The organism is Burkholderia sp. Tr-862, assembly GCF_011753085.1.
GTDB classification, from domain to species: domain Bacteria; phylum Pseudomonadota; class Gammaproteobacteria; order Burkholderiales; family Burkholderiaceae; genus Burkholderia; species Burkholderia ambifaria.
This window is the reverse complement of sequence record NZ_VWWG01000002.1, coordinates 49,160-66,339: the sequence shown is the minus strand read 5'-3', so window position 1 is coordinate 66,339 and position 17,180 is coordinate 49,160. Positions and strand designations below refer to the sequence as shown.

18 protein-coding genes are annotated in these 17,180 nt (G+C 67.6%); 5 read left to right on the top strand and 13 right to left on the bottom strand.

The features are described 5' to 3' along the window. Nucleotide 1: 1 nt before the first annotated feature. Nucleotides 2-193, top strand: coding sequence for an excisionase (locus tag F3J14_RS01010; RefSeq protein WP_166721381.1), 192 nt, complete (start codon nt 2-4; stop codon nt 191-193). After that, on the top strand, nt 193-1,272 hold the full coding sequence (locus tag F3J14_RS01005; protein WP_166721380.1) for a tyrosine-type recombinase/integrase: 1,080 nt from the start codon (nt 193-195) through the stop codon (nt 1,270-1,272). The genes F3J14_RS01010 and F3J14_RS01005 overlap by 1 nt, the downstream gene beginning before the upstream one ends. A gap of 63 nt (nt 1,273-1,335) precedes the next feature. On the opposite strand, the gene F3J14_RS01000 is transcribed toward F3J14_RS01005, so the two are convergent. Both F3J14_RS01000 and F3J14_RS00995 read right to left on the bottom strand, forming a co-directional pair. Continuing rightward, nucleotides 1,336-1,572 (bottom strand): DNA-binding protein, encoded by a 237-nt coding sequence (locus tag F3J14_RS01000; RefSeq protein WP_006753828.1) that lies wholly within the window; start codon nt 1,570-1,572, stop codon nt 1,336-1,338. 252 nt (nt 1,573-1,824) lie between these two features. After that, nucleotides 1,825-2,037, bottom strand: coding sequence for a hypothetical protein (locus F3J14_RS00995; protein WP_247682087.1), 213 nt, complete (start codon nt 2,035-2,037; stop codon nt 1,825-1,827). A gap of 300 nt (nt 2,038-2,337) precedes the next feature. Between F3J14_RS00995 and F3J14_RS00990 the strand changes: the two genes are divergently transcribed. Then, a complete protein-coding gene (locus F3J14_RS00990; protein WP_166721379.1) occupies nt 2,338-3,564 on the top strand; it encodes an acyltransferase in 1,227 nt (408 codons plus the stop codon). A 10-nt stretch (nt 3,565-3,574) separates the two neighbouring features. Here the strand turns inward: F3J14_RS00990 and F3J14_RS00985 are convergent, their stop codons facing one another. From F3J14_RS00985 to F3J14_RS00950, 8 genes are all read right to left on the bottom strand, one after another. Then, nucleotides 3,575-4,228 (bottom strand): hypothetical protein, encoded by a 654-nt coding sequence (locus F3J14_RS00985; protein WP_247682086.1) that lies wholly within the window; start codon nt 4,226-4,228, stop codon nt 3,575-3,577. Nucleotides 4,229-5,037: 809 nt separating this feature from the next. Further along, complete coding sequence (locus F3J14_RS00980) at nt 5,038-5,811, bottom strand: SDR family oxidoreductase (RefSeq protein ID WP_166721377.1); 774 nt, start codon at nt 5,809-5,811, stop codon at nt 5,038-5,040. A 37-nt stretch (nt 5,812-5,848) separates the two neighbouring features. After that, the gene (locus tag F3J14_RS00975; protein ID WP_282100589.1) at nt 5,849-7,435 is read right to left on the bottom strand and encodes a FadD3 family acyl-CoA ligase; all 1,587 of its coding nucleotides are present in this window, start codon (nt 7,433-7,435) and stop codon (nt 5,849-5,851) included. Nucleotides 7,436-7,481: 46 nt separating this feature from the next. Further along, entirely contained in the window at nt 7,482-8,540 is a 1,059-nt protein-coding gene (locus F3J14_RS00970; RefSeq protein WP_166721375.1) for a ferredoxin--NADP reductase, read from the bottom strand. Between the two features lie 15 nt (nt 8,541-8,555). Continuing rightward, a complete protein-coding gene (locus F3J14_RS00965) occupies nt 8,556-9,074 on the bottom strand; it encodes a flavin reductase family protein (RefSeq protein ID WP_105787890.1) in 519 nt (172 codons plus the stop codon). After that, entirely contained in the window at nt 9,074-10,831 is a 1,758-nt protein-coding gene (locus tag F3J14_RS00960) for an FAD-dependent oxidoreductase (protein WP_166721374.1), read from the bottom strand. The genes F3J14_RS00965 and F3J14_RS00960 overlap by 1 nt, the downstream gene beginning before the upstream one ends. 10 nt (nt 10,832-10,841) lie before the next feature. After that, nucleotides 10,842-12,035: an acyl-CoA dehydrogenase family protein gene (locus F3J14_RS00955; RefSeq protein WP_166721373.1), complete on the bottom strand. Its 1,194-nt coding sequence runs from the start codon at nt 12,033-12,035 to the stop codon at nt 10,842-10,844. A gap of 170 nt (nt 12,036-12,205) precedes the next feature. Next, nucleotides 12,206-13,345, bottom strand: coding sequence for an LLM class flavin-dependent oxidoreductase (locus F3J14_RS00950; protein ID WP_166721372.1), 1,140 nt, complete (start codon nt 13,343-13,345; stop codon nt 12,206-12,208). A 259-nt stretch (nt 13,346-13,604) separates the two neighbouring features. Between F3J14_RS00950 and F3J14_RS00945 the strand changes: the two genes are divergently transcribed. Beyond that, a complete protein-coding gene (locus tag F3J14_RS00945) occupies nt 13,605-13,955 on the top strand; it encodes a VOC family protein (protein ID WP_105787887.1) in 351 nt (116 codons plus the stop codon). Nucleotides 13,956-14,034: 79 nt separating this feature from the next. Here F3J14_RS00945 and F3J14_RS00940 read toward each other — a convergent pair whose 3' ends face one another. Beyond that, nucleotides 14,035-14,904, bottom strand: a complete 870-nt coding sequence (locus F3J14_RS00940; RefSeq protein ID WP_166721371.1) for a LysR substrate-binding domain-containing protein — start codon at nt 14,902-14,904, stop codon at nt 14,035-14,037. Between the two features lie 140 nt (nt 14,905-15,044). Here F3J14_RS00940 and F3J14_RS00935 point away from each other — a divergent pair, with 140 nt between their 5' ends. After that, nucleotides 15,045-16,433, top strand: coding sequence for a DHA2 family efflux MFS transporter permease subunit (locus F3J14_RS00935; protein ID WP_166721370.1), 1,389 nt, complete (start codon nt 15,045-15,047; stop codon nt 16,431-16,433). Between the two features lie 142 nt (nt 16,434-16,575). Here F3J14_RS00935 and F3J14_RS00930 read toward each other — a convergent pair whose 3' ends face one another. Further along, nucleotides 16,576-16,866 carry a type II toxin-antitoxin system RelE/ParE family toxin gene (locus F3J14_RS00930; RefSeq protein WP_166721369.1) on the bottom strand — a complete coding sequence of 97 codons (291 nt, stop codon included), beginning with the start codon at nt 16,864-16,866 and terminating at the stop codon, nt 16,576-16,578. After that, nucleotides 16,854-17,132, bottom strand: a complete 279-nt coding sequence (locus F3J14_RS00925; protein ID WP_006757580.1) for a CopG family ribbon-helix-helix protein — start codon at nt 17,130-17,132, stop codon at nt 16,854-16,856. The genes F3J14_RS00930 and F3J14_RS00925 overlap by 13 nt, the downstream gene beginning before the upstream one ends. Nucleotides 17,133-17,180 lie beyond the last annotated feature (48 nt).

Here is a 17,180-nt window from a genome sequence, read left to right as displayed (position 1 = left end):
CATGAAAATTCGCCTGAGCGATTGGCTCGCCCGAGAATTCAACCCGGCGCCCGCGATGCGCACGGCCTCACGATGGATCAAGCAGGGCAAGATCTACCCGCCCCCGGTCAAGGTCGGGAACGCGTATTACGTCGAGCAGAACGCTGTCTATCAAGACAGCGCCCGCCCTCGTCTCGTCCATAGGATTGCATGATGGCAGCACGCCCTCGCGTTCGCACACGCGCGAACTGGCCCGAGCACCTCCACGAGCCGCGCCCGGGCTACTTCACCTGGTACGACCCGCGTACGAAGAAGACGCACATCCTCGGTCGCATGCCTCTCGCACAGGCGATCTACGAGGCGACCGAAGCGAACATGCTCGTCGCAACCGGAAAGTCTGGAAAGACGCTTGCTGAGCGAGTCGAGAGCGATTCGCCGACATTCAGCGAGCTGCTCAAGAAGATGCCTGTCTCCGAGAAGCACAACACCGCCCAGAGTCGGAAGCTGGCAGATGGCCGGCTCGAAGCGAAGATCGGCAAGGTCAAGTGCGCCGACCTGACGACGAAGCACTTCGCGGACATCGTCGAGGCGATCCTTGCTGAGGGAAAGACTGCGCTGGCGAAGGTCGTGCGCGCACGCGCCATGGCGATATGCAGGCGTGGCGTGTCGCTCGGCTGGATGAACACCAATCCCGCGGCGCTTACCGAAGGCGTGAAGTTCAAGACGAAGCGCAGCCGCCTGACGCTGGAGTCGTTCCAGAAAATCTTGGAGCTGGCGCCGAGGGTGACGAGCTGGCTGGAGAACGCGATGCTGCTCGCCCTGGTCTCGGGCCAGGACCGGTCAACCTGCGCTCGATGGGAGCGCTCTTGGAACAAGCACGGCCACGCGCGAGTGACGCGACAGAAGACAGGGGTCGTCGTCGAAATCCCGACGTCGCTGCGGCTCGATGCGATCGGGATGACGCTCGCCGACGTGATAGCGCGCTGCAAGAAGACCGGCGTCATCAGCCAGTATCTGATCCACTACACGGGGACGAAAAACGGGACAGTACCGGGCGCGCCTGTGGGCCTGGGGGTCATTTCGGCAGCGTTCGCGCGCGCTCGCAAGAAGGCTGGCATCCCGGATGAGAACGCACCGTCGTTCCATGAAATCCGGAGCCTTTCGAAGCGGCTGTATGACAAGCAGGGGAACGTCGACACGAAGGCGCTGCTCGGCCACATGTCCGACACGTCAGCCGAAACCTACGCGGACGCGCGAGGGATTGAGCCCATTCGGGTGAAGGTGGGTTCTTAACGAATTCTGAACACGTTCTGAACACGCCCTTATGCAACAAGGGTTTCCGCCCGGTCGAATGTTTCAATCAAAAACACGCCTGACCTCGCCGGAATCCTGCACACGTTGGAAATCCGCGTCTTCGCCGACGTCCGGCATGCTCATCAGCACTTGCGCGAATGTCCGTCGCTTCGGCCGACCGAGCGCCTCGGCCAGAATGGCCCGATGTTCGGCCTCGGCGCTCCTGCCGTTGGCCGCGGCCTGCTCGCGCAGGCTCTGAACGATACTGTCATCCACGTTGCGCACCAGAAGATTTGCCATGGGTCCCTCCATCCAGATTGCTATCAATGATAGCGCCGTGACGGTGAATTGCAAGCATTGCTATCATCGTCGCGACCGGACGGAAGACGGTGGTCGGCGTGGGCCGGCGGCAGCAGGCGACAGAAATCCCCTGCGTTCCGCCGCTGGCCCGACGCGTCGAACTGCTGTTGTGCACGGTAAGCCGGATCGAGGCGATGAAAAAGACGGCCGAATGGCCATTCACCGGCGGCCGGCCCGGGCAGATGCGCGTCGTCAGGCGCGCAACGGCATCGAATCCGACGCACGCCGCACGACCATCGCCAGCACCGCCACCAGGATCGCGGCCGCAACCGGCCACATCGTGCCGGTGATGACCGCGGCGAACGCCTGGGCCGGCGCGATCCACGCGAGTGCCAGCACGACCGATTCGAGCCGGTTCGGCCGGACGTTCCGGCAGTCGAGCAACGGGAAGGTCAGCGGCAACACCAGCCCGCGACGGCATACGTTGCGACACGCCGCGCATCGACCATGCGATCGCCCGACCCGCGTATCGTCTCCATCACCCACCCCGCGCCTTGTTGTTCCAGTGAAGTACAGGTGACGCCCGCCACATCGAAACATCATGTTGCATCTCCATGCGGCACGCCGTCGTGACCGTTTGATACCATCAACGTACAAGACCGGCGATCGAACGCCGCACGAAGCGCGCAGAAGACCTTGCATCGACGCGGACCATCCGTGCCTGAAATCCCGATCCAAGCGATCCAAGACACGAGACGCCCTTCAGTGGACCTGATTACCCCTTCTCTGGATACCCTGTTTTCCCCGACTCCCGACAAGCTCTACTTCCCGGCCTGCCTTGCGGCCGTCGCGATCATCGCGTGGCTCGTCGCGAGGCACGTACCGTTCTACCGGTCGGCCGTCGACAAATCGCTGTCGATGCGCCATCCCAACCTGGACGGATTCCGCGGCATCCTGGCGACCTCCGTCGTCTTCCATCACTTCGCGTGCAACCAGGGCTTGCTGTCGACCGGCGTCTGGGGCGCCCCCTCCGACTTCCTGCGCAATCTCGGCACGATTCCCGTCGCGCTGTTCTTCATGGTCACCGGTTTCCTGTTCTGGGAACGCGCATGCAGGGGCACGCTCGACGTGCGGAGCTTCTTCGTCGGGCGCGTGCGGCGCGTCGCCCCGCTCTACCTCTTTTACGCGATCATCATCGTCGCCTGCACGCTGTACTGGTTTCCCCGCAATGTCGTCGACGCACCGATCCGGTTGCTGGCCGACCTGCTCAAAGCCGTTTCGCTCGGCTGGTTCGGGGCATTCCCGGTCAACGGCGCGGAACACACCGGCTACCTGAGCGGCGTCTGGTGGACGCTCGCGTACGAATGGCGGTTCTACGTCGCCATTCCGTTTCTCGCGTGGTTCGTTGCGACGCGTGCATGGCGCAAGCTGCTCGCGCTCGCAATCGTCACGTTCTGCGCCGCGCTGTTCGGACCGCCCGGCGGGATGGCCCTGCTGTTCGCGTTCGGCGCGCTGGCGTTCGAGGCATCGCGGCATCCCGCGATCCGCTCGCTGCTCGGCACGAAATCGGCGGCCACCGTCGCGTTGCTGATTCTCGCCGTCGCCCCGTATCCGGCCGAACGCTACTCGATCGAGGGCGCGCTGCCGCTCTTCCCCGTGTTTCTCTGCGTCGCGTGCGGGAACACGTTCTACGGCGTGCTCGAGACACGACCGCTGGCGCTGCTCGGCACCGCCAGCTTCAGCATCTACATGCTCCACATGGCGATCGTCTACGCGATCGTCCGCGCGTTCAACAAGTTCGTGTTCCCGATCAATTCCGTCGACGACCCCGGCATCTGGGCGCTGTCGCTCGCGTGCGCACTGGTCGCCGTCTTCTGCGCGCTGCTGACCTACCGCTACATCGAGCACCCGTTCATCGCGAAGCGCAACGATGCGCGCCCGGCCCGCGGGACGGTCGAACCCGCTCGCGAGCGGAGCACGGTCGCGCTGTGACGCGCGCGGCTCAGAACCGATACGAGATCCCGATCTGCAGGACCGGATACCAGCGATACCGCGACATCTTCCGATTCAGTTCGTCGAGGCCGCTGGAGACCAGAATCTGGCTCTTCTGTGGTCCAGCCGCGGCGGCCAGTGCCGGCGACAGCGTATATGAGGTGCGCGGGATTCCGTATGCGACGCCGATGTCGGCGACGAAGCCGAGCCCTTTCGACGCCGGCCGATGCCCGTAGCCGATCCCGACGTACGGCATCACGGTCGGATAGCGCGCCTCGGCGACCGCATACATCCCCGGCAGCGCCGGAAAGCGCTTGCCGCCGAATTCATAGGTACCGTTGGTGGGCACCGACACGCCACGGATCTCGTCGTCGTTGAAGCGCAATCCGATCGTCGTGCGAAAGCCGCTGCCTCGCCACGGAAAGATGTCCGCATACAGGCCGCCTTGGCGCAGCTTGATGTCGTCCTGATAGCGGTTGCCGGCCACCGTGAAGTCATGCGTCAGATTGATCGCGTTGAAATCCGCGTGCGCGCCGAGCACCGAATTGAAGCTGACGGCCGCACCGATGCCGACGCCCTGCGTGCCGCCCTGCAGGTAGATTTCCTGCGCGTGCGCGCCGGCGGCGAACACCATCGCCAGCGCTGCCCATTGGTTCACTGTCATTTTCACGGGCGTTCCCCCGACTGTGCCGGGCGCATCGACCCGCCGCGTGCAGCGCATGCCGCCACCCGCAGCGGGTCCCCCGGCACGACACCTTGCAAGCAAGCTTGCTGTTTGACGGATCGAGCGTGCGGTGCCCGTTCGTGTCGCCGATACGACGCTGCGTGCGTCCGACACGTCGGGCCGCTATCCCGCGGCTCGAGCCGATCCCCGATGTTTCGATGTCGTTGCGTGCCGCTCCCGCGATTTATCGTGAATATCAGTCGCGGTTGTGACGAGCGGCACGGGGCTCACCGCAAGGCGTGTGCCATGCGGCGCAAACCCGCGCGGGACAAGCGTCGCCGTCACCGGTCCGGCGTGACGCGTGGGGGAATCGACGGAAATGTTTCAGGAACGCATCTGTTTTCGCACTTCATCGCCGTTCGCGATACGGGTGAGCCACGCATCGCGCGCCGCGACGCGCGTCGGGCAAGCACGCGCGGCTGTGGACGCACGCGAATCGCGACGGCCGGAGAGCGCGTGCGAGCGGTCACAGGGAGAAAAATGTTTCACTGACGTGACCTCGCGCGAGGCGCGCGCGGTCAGGATGCGGGATCGTGCATCGAGGCTCAGGGTGAATACCGAGGACGATGCGCGCACAACCGATCGCGGGTGCGATGGCTGTTCATGCGCTTCGGCATATGCAATGCGGGCAGACGATCCCGGCCTCACTCGATGAGCAGATTCGGGATTGATTCGGCGATGTCAACGCCCAAGACAACTAAAGCACCCTGTTGTCGAGCCCGCCCACCCCGGCGGGCTCCGTCCATCCGCTACAGGCCGTACCCGCCCGACACGTTCAACTGCTGTCCGGTGATGTAATTCGCACGGTCCGACGCGAGAAACACCGCCGCGCGTCCGATATCGTGCGCCTTCCCCCAGCGCTTGAGCGCGAGCATCTTCCGCGTGTCGTCGATCCACGCCGGGTCGAACTGTCCCTGTTCGAGCAGCACCGGAAACATCCCGGCCTCGATCACGCCGACCAGGATCGAATTCGCGCGGATTTCGTATCGCCCCTCCTCGCGCGCGAGGCCCTTCACCAGCGCCTCGTTCGCCGCCTTCGGCGCGACCGACAGCCCGTCGCGATCGGGCCAGCGCAGATGTCCGGCCGAACCGAGCGTCACGAACGACCCGCCGCCCGACGCGCGGAAATGCGGCAACGCGGCCTTCGCCGCATTGAAGAAGCCGAACGTCTCGACCTCGATCGCGCGACGCCAATCGTCGTGCGTCATGTCGCCGATATGGCGCTGGTTCACGAACGGGCCGGCCGCCCACACGATGGTGTGCACGCGGCCGTGCGCGTCGATCGCGGCGGCGAGCGCCGCATCGATCTGCGCGGGATCGGTCACGTCTACGCGATGCGTGGTGGCCGCGACGCCTACGTCGCGCAGGTCGCGCGCGACGCGCTCGGCCACGTCGGCCTTGCTGCGATAACCCACCGCGACCGGCACGCCGACGCGCGCGAACTCGAGCGCGACGCCCTGCCCGATCCCGCCGCTGCCGCCGAACACGAGCACCGCGCCCCGCGGAAATCCGTTGTCGTTCATGCATTCCTCCCAGTGATGGGGCGACTCGCGACGGCGTTCAGGCCGCCGCTTCGGTGCCCGCGCGCAGCCGGTACTTCAGCACCTTGCCGGCCGCGCTCGTCGGCAATTGCTCGACGAACGTGTAATGCCGCGGCACCTTGTAGTTCGCCATGTTGCTGCGCGCCCAGTCGTTCAGTGCGTCGGCGTCGGTATGCGCGCCGGGACGCAACACGACGTACGCATGTCCGACCTCGCCGAGCCGCGTATCGGGCACGCCGACCAGCGCGACCTGCGCGATCGCCGGATGCGCGGCCAGCAGCCGCTCGATTTCGGCCGGATAGCAGTTGAAGCCGCCGACGATGAACATGTCCTTGATCCGGTCGGTGATCTTCAGGTTGCCGTTCGCGTCCACGCAGCCGAGGTCGCCCGTGTGCAGCCACCCCTGCGCATCGACGGTTTCGCGCGTCGCGTCCGGCTGGTTGAAGTAGCCGCGCATCACGTTGTAGCCGCGCACCCAGATCTCGCCGGTCTCGTCCGGCGCGAGCGCCGCGCCGTCCGGCCCCGCGATCCGAAGCTCGACGTCCGGCATCGGCCGGCCCGACGTATAGGCGACCGTCTCGGCGTCGTCGCCGTGCCGGCACAGCGTCGCGAAGCCGCACGATTCCGTGAGCCCGTAGCCGGTCAGCACGGTCTCGAAGCCGAGCTCCGCGCGCATCCGCTCGATCAGGCTCGGCGCGATCGCGGCCGCGCCGGTCACCGCGATCCGCAGCGACGACAAGTCGTGCGCGGCGCGATCGGGCGCATCGAGCAGCGCGTAGTACAGCGTCGGCGGACCGGGCAGCACCGACACGCGCTCGTCGGCAACGCGCCGCAACACGTCGTCCGGCTGGAACACGAGATGCGGCAGCACGGTCGCGCCGCTCGATAGCGCGGCGAGCCAGCCGGCCTTGTAGCCGAACGTATGGAAGAACGGATTGACGATCAAGTAGCGGTCGTCCTGGCGCACCCCGGCGATCGTCGCCCACGCCTGCGCGGCGCGCAGGTTCTGCCCGTGCGCGGTCATCACGCCTTTCGGGCGGCCCGTCGTGCCGGACGTGAACATCAGGTCCATCACGGTGTCGGGCGTTACCTGGGCTTCCCGCTCTCGGACGGCGTCGAGCGGCACGGCCGCGCCGCGCGCGAGGAACGCGTTCCAGGTCTCGTCGTGCGCGCCGGACGGCGGCTCGCCGTCGAACACGACGACGCGTTCGAGCGTTGCGGGCCGGTGCGGCGCGAGCATGACCGGATAGGATTCGCCGAGGAAGGTGCCGCAGCAGAACAGCAGCCGCGCGCCGCCGTCGTGCAGGATGCCGCCCACCTCCATCCCCTTCATCCGTGTGTTGACCGGCACGAGGATCGCGCCGACGGTGTGGATCGCCAGCGCCGCGACGATCCATTGCGGCAGGTTCGGCGCCCATACGGCGATCCGGTCGCCGGCGTCGATGCCGCTCGCGAGCAACGCGCGCGCCGCCTCGACGCGGGCCGCGTCGAGTTCCGCGTAGGTCAGCCGGCCATGCTCCGACTCGATCGCCGGATGCGCGCCGTGGCGCGCGGCAGCCCGCGCGATCAGCGCGGGCGTGGTGAGGATTTCATTGTCCATCGTCATATGCGTCGCAACAGGGGTGCCGCACGCGCCGCCGGCGCGCCGCGGCTCAATCGGGGAACACCACGCGCAGCGCGTCGCTCGCGGGCCGCGCGCAGCATGCGAGTGTCCAGCCGGCCGCGATCTCGTCGTCGTCGAGCACGTGGTTGCTGGCGAGCGCCACTTCGCCGCGTTCGACGCGGCACATGCACGCGCCGCACTGCCCCATCCGGCAGGAATTCGGCGCGGGCAGGCCGGCGCGCAGCATCGCGTCGAGCAGCGTTTCGCCGGGCTCACTGTCGAACGCGAACGCCTCGCCATCCAGCACCGTCTCGATCGCCGCGCCGTCGCCGCACGCGGCGATCGTGCCAGCCGTCGCTGCCGCGGCCGCTGCCGCCGGCTCGGTCTGCACCGGCGCATCGGGCAGCGACGCGAAGCGCTCGACGTGCACGCGTGCACGCGGCAGCCCGAGGCCGAGCATCGCGGCGAGCGCGTTCTCCATGAACAGCGCGGGCCCGCAGATGAACGTCTCCTGCTGGCTGAACGGTCGCGCGAGCTCTTCGAGATGCCGCTGCTGCGGCACGCCCTGCACGCTGTCGAGCCAGTGGATCGCGCGCAGGCGGCCCGGATGGCGGTGCGCGAGTTGCTGCAGTTCGTCGCGGAAAATCACCGAACGCTCGTCGCGGTTCGCATAGATCAGCGTCAGCATCCCGCGTCCGTGCACGAGCGCCGATTTCAGGATCGACAGCACCGGCGTGATGCCGCTGCCGCCCGCAAACAGCAGCAGGTCGCCGTCGAGCGTGCGCGGCGTGAAGACGCCGGCCGGCGGCAGCACGTCGAGCGCGTCGCCCGCGCGGATGCGCTCGCACAGCCAGTTCGACGCGCGGCCGTCGCTCACGCGCTTGACGGTGATCTTCGGCGCCGCGTCGATGCCCGGCGCGCTCGACAGCGAGTAGCAGCGCGCGACGGTCGCGTCCGCGCACGGCACGTTCAGCGTCAGGAACTGGCCGGGCCGGTACGCGAACGCATCGCGCAACGCGGCAGGTACGTCGAACACGAACGAGCACGCGTCGTCGCTTTCGGTGATGACGTCGGCCACGGTCAGCCGGTGGAAGCGCGAATCGCTCATCGCAGATTCCTCACGTCATGCCGCCGCGCGAGCCGCCGGCGCGCCGGGCGTCGTGTACGCGCCGTCGAGATAGACGAGCGGATCGACGTCACCGCTCATCAGCACTTCGCGAATGCGCCCGATGAACACCGTATGCGTGCCGTATTCGAAGCGGCCGTCCTGCTCGCACACGAGGCTCGCCTGCGAATCGTGCAGGTACGGGACGCCGAGCGGCGACGTATGCCAGTCGCCGGTCGTGAAGCGCGCCTCGCCCTTCAGGCGGCCGCTGCAGTCGATCGCGATGCCTTCATGGCGGGCCGACAGCACGTTCACGCAGAACGGCGCGCCCGCGTCGAGCGGCGGATACAGCGACGCATTGCGGTTGATGCAGATCAGCAGCGACGGCGGATCGGTCGACAGCGAATCGACCGCCGTCGCGGACATCGAGTAGCGCCGGCCATCGTGCGCGCTGCTGATGACAGTGACGGAGCGCGCGAGGCGGCGCATCGCGAGCAGCATGTCGGTGCGCAGCGGATGGGTAGTGATTTCGCTCATCATTGGACTCCGTCAAGTTCTGTCGTGGACGGCCGGGGTGCCCCGCCGCCGGCGTCGGCCGCTTGCGCAGCCAGGTGGTCGGCGGCGATGAAGCCGAAGGTCATCGCCGGACCGAGCGTCGAGCCGGCGCCGGGATAGCTCGTGCCCATCACCGATGCACTGGTGTTGCCGATCGCGTAGAGGCCGTCGACCGGCGCGCCGTCGGCGCGCAGCACGCGCGCATGCGCGTCGGTGACGAGCCCGCCTTTCGTGCCGATGTCGCCCGCGTCGATCCGCACCGCGTAGAACGGCGCCTCGTCGACCGGCCCAAGGCACGGATTCGGCGCGTTGCGCGGATCGCCGTAATACGTGTCGAACAGGTTGTCGCCCTTGCCGAACGCTTCGTCGATGCCGGTCGCCGCATAACGCGCCATGTCGCGCAGCGTGTCGTGCAGCCCTGCCGCATCGACGCCGATCCGCGCGGCGAGCGCATCGATCGTGTCGGCCTTCACGAGCACGTCGCGAAACGCGTCCGGAATCCGCGCATCGGGCATCATCGACGCCGGCATGATCGGCCCGCACGGATACTTGCGGCGAAAGCGCGCGTCGAACACCATCCACGCCGGCACGCACGCGCCGGTGCGCGCATGGTCGCGATACATCGCCGGCACGAATTCCGAATACGGCGCGGCTTCGTTGACGAAGCGCTTGCCGAGGCCATTCACGATCACGCAGCCCGGCAGGTTGCGTTCGACGAACAGCGCGCGCTGCTTCTCCTCGCCCGCGACGCCGACCGTCGGCGCGCCCCACACGTGTTCCATCAGCGCGAGCGCGCCGCCGAGCCGGTGGCCCTCGGCGATCGCATCACCGGTATTGGCCGGCGGCGTCGCGCTCCATTGCATTTGCGTCGGCTGCGGCAGGTAGCGTTCGCGCATCGGCTGGTTGCGCTCGAAGCCGCCCGCGCCGAGGATCACGCCGCATCGCGCGACGATCGTCACCGGCTGTCCGAAGCGCTGCGCCCGCACACCCGTCACGCGACCGTCGACGTCGAGCAGGTCGCGCATCGGCGTGTCGAGCCATACCGGCACGTTGCGATCGAGCAGCGCGCGGCGCAGCCCGCCGATCAGCGCATTGCCGAGCGTCAGGCGCCGGTCGCGCCGCGTGCGGCGGCGCACGCCGATATCGAGCCAGTAGCGGCCGAACTGCGCGATCGCGAGCTTCATGAAACCCGGCCCGCGCGAGAACAGCGTGTGCGCCTCCCTCGACGTCACGGCCACGCGGCCGCCGATCAGCGTGCCCGGCGACGCCGGCCGCAACCGGTCGAGCTCGTCGCCGAGCCGCGCGCCGTCGAACGGCAGCGGATCGAGCGCGCGATAGCCCGGCATCGCGCCCGGCAGCTTCTGGAAATAGTCCGCGTACTTCGGCAGCGCCTGGTAGCGCACCGGCGTCTTCGCTTCGAGGTAGCGCAGCATCTCGGGCGCCTGGTCGAGATACGCGTCGAGCCGCTCGCGCGACGAAGCGCCGGCCGTGCACGCGTCGAGATAGCGGCGCGCAGCCTCGCGCGTATCGGTCGCGCCGAGTGCGGCGATGTGGTGGTTGCACGGCACCCAGATGCCGCCGCCCGAGATCGCCGACGTGCCGCCGTACAGCGCCGTCTTCTCGATCACGACGACGGACAGCCCGCGGTCGGCCGCGCGGCACGCCGCGAGCAGCGCGCCCGCGCCCGAGCCGACGACCACGACGTCGAACACGTATTGCTGCGCTTGCTTGTCGTTCATCGCGGTCTCGTCAGATGAAGTAATCGGTGTTCTCGCGGCCGAGCATCACCGCGCCGAGGTTCTGGCCGAAGCGGTCCACGTTGTTCGCGTAGTGCGCGCGGGCCGCGTGCAGGTCGAGGAAGCGGCGCACCAGCGGATTGCGGTGATAGATGCCGTTGCCGCCCGCATAGCGCAGCAGCGCGTTCGCGGCCTGCGCGCAGCGCTCGGCCACCTGGGCGGACTGGTAGCGGAAATGCACGCGGCGTTCGATCGACACGGCCGGGCCGCCCGTCACCGACGCCATCAGTTCCGCGAAATTGCGCTTGAGCAGCACCGTCATCTCATCGATCGCGACGGCCGCGTTCGCACATGCGTTCTGCGCGCCCGGATCGTCGGTCGTCTTCGCGCCGCTGTTGGCCGACACGCGCGTGGCCGCATAGCCGGTGAAGTCGTCGAGCGCGCCCTGCAGCGCGCCGATGCACGACGTGCACACCGCGCGCACGAAGATCTGCGCGAACGGCAGCTTGAACAGCGGCGCGTCGTTGACGGCGAGGCCGGGGCTCGTGCCCATCATCCCGTCGATCGCCTTGTGCGTGCGGTACGCGGGCACGAACACGTCGTCGACGACGATGTCGTGGCTGCCGGTCGCGCGCAGCCCGAGCACGTCCCAGTCCTGCTGGATCTGGTAGTCGGATTTCGGCAGCAGGAACGTGCGGTATTCCGGCGGCTCGCCGGCAACGGCCGGCGGCACCAGTGCGCCGAGGAACACCCATTCGCACAGCTCGCTGCCGCTCGAGAACTTCCAGTGGCCCGACAGGCGGAAGCCGCCGTCGACCGGGCTCACGCGGCCGACCGGCATGTAGGTCGACGCGATCAGCGTCGCCGGATCCTTGCCCCACACGTCCTGCTGCGCGCGTTCGTCGAACAGCGCGAGCTGCCAGTTGTGCACGCCGACGACGCCGTACACCCACGCGGTCGACATGCAGCCGCGCGCGAGCGCCATCTGGATGTCGAAGAAGGCCTGCGGCTCGAGCTCGTAGCCGCCGTAGCGCTTCGGCTGCAGCACCTTGAAGAAGCCGGCGGCCTGCATGTCGGCGATCGTCTCGGCCGGGATGCGGCCCTGCGCTTGCGCCTGCTCGGCGCGGCCGGCGAGCGTCGGCGCAAGCGCCTCGGCCCGGGCGATCAGCGTGGCGGCCAGTGCGTTCGAATCGTTGTCGCGATGCACGAATGTCTCCTTGATGCGGAGCGCGCGCGGCGGCGCCCACCCCGGTCTCTCTCTAAGTGGTTCGTCGCGGGCGGCGCCGCGAGCGAGGGTTCCTGCTGCCGATGGTCGGTCTCGCGCGGCCGCGCCGCATCGTCCGAAGGGACGACGGGCGCGGCGCGGCCCTGCCCGCCTCACGCGCAGGCACGCTCCTTCTCGTTGTTGAAGAACGGGATCACATGCTCGCCGATGTTGCGGATCGTCTCCATCTGCGCGTCGTGCGGCACCGTGCCCATCTGGCACAGGAACAGCACTTCGTCGACGCCCGCTTCCTGCAGGCGGCCCACGTAGCCGATGCAGTCGTCCACGGTGCCGTACGCGTGGTTCGGGTTCATCATCGCGAGCGCCGGATCGGCGAAGTTCACGACGACTTCCTCCGACGCGAAGCGCGAACGGATCACCATCTCGCCGGTATCGGCCTGCACGAGGTCGTCGCCCCACTTCGCCGGGTCCGGACGCTCGCCGCCCGTGTACCAGTACGCGAGCGACTCCATGAAGTAGCGCTGGCCGCGGATGCCGATCTTGCGGGCCTTCTGGCCGTCGGCCATCACGACCGTCGGGCACAGCGCCGCGAGATGCTGGGTCGGGCGGAAGCCGACCTGGTCTTCCGGCTTGCGGTTCGCCCACGCTTCGCGATAGATCGCGTTTTTCTTCGCGACTTCATCGGGGCCGCCGAAACCGAGCACCAGCGCGCCCATGCCGCGCTGGCCGGCGCGCAGCAGCGCGTCGGTGTTCGTGCACGCGAGGTACATCGGCGGATGCGGATCCTGGAACGGCTTCGGGTGGATCGGACGCTTCGGAATCTTGATGTACTTCCCGTCGTGCTCGATCTCGTCCTGCACGAACATCTTTGGCACCAGATACATCGACTCGTCGATCATTGGCTGCAGCTCGTTGAGGTCGTAGCCGAACGCGCCCGCCTCCTGCTGGCTGCCGCCCTTGCCGACGCCGAAATGCACGCGGCCGCCCGACAGGATGTCGAGCAGCGCGACGCGCTCGGCGACCTTGATCGGATGGTTCATCGCCGGCGGCAGGCACACGACGCCATGACCGAGCCCGATGCGCGTCGTGCGCCCGGCCAGGTACGCAAGGAAGGTTTCCGGCGCGCTCATGTGCGCATAGTTGGTCAGCGACGTGTGCTCCACGCACCAGATCGTGTCGAAGCCGACCTGCTCGGCCAGCAGCGCCTGTTCGACCGTCTCCTTGAACACCCGGTGGTCGCCCTCGCGCGATGCGTCGGTGGTCTGGGCTTCGTAGATAAGGGAAAACTTCATTGCGTGCGTCTCCATGTATGTTGGACGAGTCGGGGTCGTGCAGCCGCCCGCACGGTACGGACGAATAGCGACGGTCCACGGATGGGAGTGTCGGCGCGCGGGCCCGCACGGGCATCGTCTGTTTGGAGTAACGGGCCGCCCGCGGGGACAGAGGGGTTTCACCGTCATCCGATCGGACTGCGTCGCGGCCGACACCGCGCGCTAGCATCGAACGACGGTGCGGTGCGCGCCGCCCACATCACGACAAGGGAGAGAGGGAATGAAGGTATCGATGCTGCTGTACCCGGTCGACGACATCGACACGGCCTTGCCGTTGTTCGTCGATGGACTGGGCCTGAACGTGAAATTCCGCGACGGCGACCGCTACTGCGCGCTCGACGGCGGCCCACTGACGATCGCGCTGGTGGCCGGCGACGAGCAGATCGTCGAGCGCGCGGCGCTCACGCTGCGCGTGGATGAAGGCGACGACCTGTACGCGGCGATGGCGCGGGTCGTGAAGGCCGGCGCGTCGGTGCGCGTGCCGGTGCAGGCCGGGCCGCACGAATTCCGCGCGGTGCTGGAGGACAAGAACGGCGCGCTGCTGGTGATTTCGCAGAAACGCGCGGCATGACGCGGCATCGTGTGGCGCGTGGCCCGGCCGGATGCGGCGCGAACGGCAGCTGTCGGCAGCTATCAGGTAACGAAGTACGCTACACGCCTTGATCCGCCGCGCCGGGTGCGCGCAGGTCGCTGGTTTCCAGCAGTTCGAGCAGCGTGCCGGCCGGCTGGCTGAGCCGCTTCGCGGCGAGCGCGATGAATTCGACGTCGGGCAGCGCAGGCAGCCCGTCGCCGTTTACCGGCGTCGCCAGGCCGCGCGCCGACAGATACTGCGACGTCGCGGTGAGCCCGAGCCCGGCCCGCGCGGCCGCGATGCAGCCCGGCTGGCTGCTGCTCGAACACACGACTTCCCAGCCGATCCCCTTTTCCGCGAGCGCGTTCAGCACGACCGCGCGCGTGACGCTCGGCTCGGCCACCAGCACGAGCGGCAGCGGCCGCTCCAGGTCGACCACGGTGCCCGGCCGCGCGACCCACTCGAGCCGCGCGCGCAACAGCGGCGTGCCGCGCCGCTCGCCGAGCCGCCGCTTGCCGATCATCAGGTCGAGCGCGCCTGCATCCATCAGTTCGTAGAGCCGGCTCGTCATGCCGGTCGTGATTTCCAGCGCGACGTCGGGGTGCGCGGTGCGAAACGCCGCGAGCACGTCCGGTAGCGCGACCAGCGCGAGGTCGTCCGACGCGCCGAGCCGCACGCGGCCCTGCAGCCGCGGCTTGCGAAACTGCGATTCCGCACGATTCAGCGCCTGCAGGATCACGTTCGCATGCACGAGCAGCGCCTCGCCGTCGGCCGTCATCGCGATCGAATGGGTGTCGCGCACGAACAGCCGCCGGCCGACGCTCTCTTCGAGACGACGGACGTGTTCGCTGACGCTCGACTGGTTGAGCCCGAGCTGCCGCCCCGCTTCGGTGAAGCTGCGGCAGTTCGTGACGGTCGCGAACGTCTTGAGCCAGACGGGATTGAGCATTCCGCATTGTCATCGCTGATTACGATGACAGTCAATGCCATCAGGCAGCTTCCCGATGACCACCGGAATCGATACCATCCCATGCTTGTAGACCGGCCGTGCCACGTCGCCATGCCGGTCGCCGCACCTCCCACTTCGTCATGTCCCGCGAACCCTCACATTCCGCGCTGCTGTGGATCGTCGCCGCCGCGTTCTTCATGCAGTCCCTCGACACGACGATCGTCAACACCGCGCTGCCGTCGATCGCGCAAAGCCTGCATGCGTCGCCGCTCGCGATGCAGCCGGTCGTGGTCGTCTACACGCTGACGATGGCGATGCTCACGCCGGCGTCCGGCTGGCTCGCCGACCGGTTCGGCACGCGCCGCGTGTTCTCGCTCGCCATCCTGGTGTTCTCGCTCGCATCGATCGGCTGTGCTGCGTCGCACACGCTCGGCCAGCTCGTCGTCGCGCGTGCCGTGCAGGGCATCGGCGGCTCGATGCTGCTGCCGATCGGGCGGCTTGCGGTGTTGCGCCGCGTGCCGGGCGAACAGTACGTCGCGGCGATCGCGTTCGTGTCGATCGCCGCGCAGCTCGGCCCGATCGTCGGGCCGACGCTCGGCGGCTGGCTCACGCAGGCGATTTCCTGGCACTGGGTGTTCATCGTCAACGTGCCCGTCGGCGTGGTCGGCTTCCTCGCGGTGCAGCGCTTTCTGCCGCACGACCAGGCGACGCAGCCGCCACCGTTCGACTTCATCGGCTGTGCATTGCTGTCGGTCGCGATGCTCGCGCTGTCGCTCGCGATCGATCCGCCGATGCCCGCGCACCGCACCGGCTGGGCGATCGGGCTCGCCATGCTCGGCGTGGCGAGTGCGCTCGCGTACCTCCCTCACGCACGGCGCCGCGCGCAGCCGCTGTTCCGGCTCGGGTTGTTCCGCGAGCCGAACTTCGGCTCGGGGCTGCTCGGCAACCTGCTGTGCCGGATCGGCACGAGCGCGGTGCCGTTCATGCTGCCGCTGCTGATGCAGGTGCAGCTCGGCTATACGCCGCTGCAGTCGGGGATGATGATGCTGCCGGCCGCGATCGCCGGCGTGATCGCGAAGCGCTGGATCGCGCCGCTCGCGAAACGCTTCGGCTACGCGACGTTTCTGGTCGTGAACACGGGGATCGTCGGCTGCGCGATCGCGGGGTTCGCGCTGGTGTCGGCGCGGCCCGCGCCGGCGCTGGAGATGGCGTTGCTGATCGTGTTCGGCGCCGCGAACTCGATGCAGTTCGCCGCGATGAACGCCGTGACGCTCAAGGGGCTGTCGCATGCCGACGCCGGCAGCGGCAACAGCCTGTTCACGATGATGCAGATGCTGGCGATGGGGCTCGGCGTGTCGATCGGCGGCGGGCTCGTGAACCTGTTCGCCGCGCGTTGGGGCTCGATGGCGAACGGCTTCATGCTGTCGTTCGTCTGCATGGGCTCGGTCACGCTGCTGTCGTCGGTCGTGTTCCGGCGGATCGATACCGCCGCGCCGCCGAGGCCGGTCGCGCCGCGGCCGTCCGCGTAATATTCGCCCGTGTGGTGAAGATGGCAAGCGCCCGTAGTGGACGGAGCCCTACCGGGCCTGGCAGTCCGGTTTATTGGTCGGAGAGCGATTTATGCAGGCGCGTGGATAACGACCGGCGCTTTGGCCTCGTCGTCCGTCATGATCAATACCCCGCTTCCTTCTGGTGTCGGACAGTCAAGATCGTGACCACATCGCCATCGAAGCGGTACCGGGCCAGATAACCGCGATCCCCGAAATCGATGGTCCACTCCCGATACTGATCGGGGAGATCTTCTATCAGACGTCCCATTCGAGGGTGAGTACCGAGAGCCTGAACGCCTCGTCTAATCGCTTCGCCAGCCCGCCTCGCGGCGTCGGGATTCTTCGACAACAGAAAATCGCGCAGTCGCTGCAGGTCTCGGATAGCCGCCGGTGCAAAGATTACTTGTGGCATTCCGGCGAGGGCAATTCGTTTTCAGTTCCCCAACTCGCGAGCCACTTATCCACTTCCTCAGCGGTCGCGTGCAGGCCAGTCGCCTGAAATTCATCCCATGCCTTGAGCGTGTCCTGATTCAACGCCTCGCGCTTTTCTTCGCGCTCGACATACTGCTCAATGGCCTCACGCATGATCCAATGGGCGGTACGCCGGCGTGCTTCGGCCAAGTGCTGAACCCGCCCTTTCAATTCATCATCAAGCTTGATGGATGTTGCCGTAACCATGACAACGGCCTCCGTAGCAAAAGGTAGTACCGGCGACTACTATAGATC

Excerpts from the sequence above, each read along its gene's own strand:
- F3J14_RS01010 (WP_166721381.1), top strand. The coding sequence starts at position 2 with ATGAAAATTCGCCTGAGCGATTGGCTCGCCCGAGAATTCAACCCGGCG.
- F3J14_RS01005 (WP_166721380.1), top strand. The coding sequence starts at position 193 with ATGGCAGCACGCCCTCGCGTTCGCACACGCGCGAACTGGCCCGAGCAC.
- F3J14_RS01000 (WP_006753828.1), bottom strand. The coding sequence starts at position 1,572 with ATGGCAAATCTTCTGGTGCGCAACGTGGATGACAGTATCGTTCAGAGC.
- F3J14_RS00985 (WP_247682086.1), bottom strand. The coding sequence starts at position 4,228 with ATGACAGTGAACCAATGGGCAGCGCTGGCGATGGTGTTCGCCGCCGGC.
- F3J14_RS00980 (WP_166721377.1), bottom strand. The coding sequence starts at position 5,811 with ATGAACGACAACGGATTTCCGCGGGGCGCGGTGCTCGTGTTCGGCGGC.
- F3J14_RS00975 (WP_282100589.1), bottom strand. The coding sequence starts at position 7,435 with ATGACGATGGACAATGAAATCCTCACCACGCCCGCGCTGATCGCGCGG.
- F3J14_RS00970 (WP_166721375.1), bottom strand. The coding sequence starts at position 8,540 with ATGAGCGATTCGCGCTTCCACCGGCTGACCGTGGCCGACGTCATCACC.
- F3J14_RS00965 (WP_105787890.1), bottom strand. The coding sequence starts at position 9,074 with ATGAGCGAAATCACTACCCATCCGCTGCGCACCGACATGCTGCTCGCG.
- F3J14_RS00960 (WP_166721374.1), bottom strand. The coding sequence starts at position 10,831 with ATGAACGACAAGCAAGCGCAGCAATACGTGTTCGACGTCGTGGTCGTC.
- F3J14_RS00950 (WP_166721372.1), bottom strand. The coding sequence starts at position 13,345 with ATGAAGTTTTCCCTTATCTACGAAGCCCAGACCACCGACGCATCGCGC.
- F3J14_RS00945 (WP_105787887.1), top strand. The coding sequence starts at position 13,605 with ATGAAGGTATCGATGCTGCTGTACCCGGTCGACGACATCGACACGGCC.
- F3J14_RS00940 (WP_166721371.1), bottom strand. The coding sequence starts at position 14,904 with ATGCTCAATCCCGTCTGGCTCAAGACGTTCGCGACCGTCACGAACTGC.
- F3J14_RS00935 (WP_166721370.1), top strand. The coding sequence starts at position 15,045 with ATGTCCCGCGAACCCTCACATTCCGCGCTGCTGTGGATCGTCGCCGCC.
- F3J14_RS00930 (WP_166721369.1), bottom strand. The coding sequence starts at position 16,866 with ATGCCACAAGTAATCTTTGCACCGGCGGCTATCCGAGACCTGCAGCGA.
- F3J14_RS00925 (WP_006757580.1), bottom strand. The coding sequence starts at position 17,132 with ATGGTTACGGCAACATCCATCAAGCTTGATGATGAATTGAAAGGGCGG.